General features: G+C 52.3%; 1 protein-coding gene. It reads right to left on the reverse strand.

Features of this window, described 5'->3' with window-relative positions; translation table 11 throughout:
• Positions 1 to 269 precede the first annotated feature (269 nt).
• On the reverse strand, positions 270 to 667 hold a 398-nt coding region (locus ACO0LH_RS28495), incomplete at its 5' end, for a MotA/TolQ/ExbB proton channel family protein (RefSeq protein WP_422944525.1).

The raw sequence follows: 667 nt of genomic DNA on the forward strand, positions 1-667 counted from the left end.
GACTTCGTCTTCGCCGTCACCATCATTGCCAATTGCCATTGCCATAATGTGTTCTCTTTCGTGTTACGCAGACCTTTTAAGACCACTCAACACAGAGGCACAAAGACACAGAGAACTGCAGGAGGAAGGTCTTTCCTCCGGGGTCCATTGACCCATCATTACTTTGCGCAGGGATGCTTCGCAAAAATAATCATCTCTCTCTTGGTTCTTCTCTGTGTCTCTGTGCCTCTGTGGTTAAGGGTCTTGGTTTAATGTAAACCTGATACGGCTTATTTTTTAGCTGCTGTCTTGCCCATGTTGCCGGACAGGACAACGGAGTGCAGGTCAGCGGAGAAAGCGCGGACTTCTTCCATGGAGCTCTTGTTGCGGCGTACCAGGAAGTTGTAACCCAGAACAGCAGGAACAGCCACGGCCAGACCAATCGCGGTCATGATCAGCGCTTCACCTACAGGACCCGCAACTTTGTCGATCGATGCCTGACCAGACATACCGATGGCTGTCAGCGCATGGTAGATACCCCATACTGTACCGAACAGACCAACGAACGGTGCGGTGGAACCAACGGTTGCCAGGAAGGCCAGGCCGTCTTGCAGGCGGCTTTGCACTTTGTCAACAGCGCGCTGGATGGACATGGAAACCCAGGTGTTCAGGTCGATTTGTTCGAGCA

This window comes from Undibacterium sp. TJN19 (assembly GCF_049339485.1).
GTDB lineage: Bacteria > Pseudomonadota > Gammaproteobacteria > Burkholderiales > Burkholderiaceae_D > Undibacterium.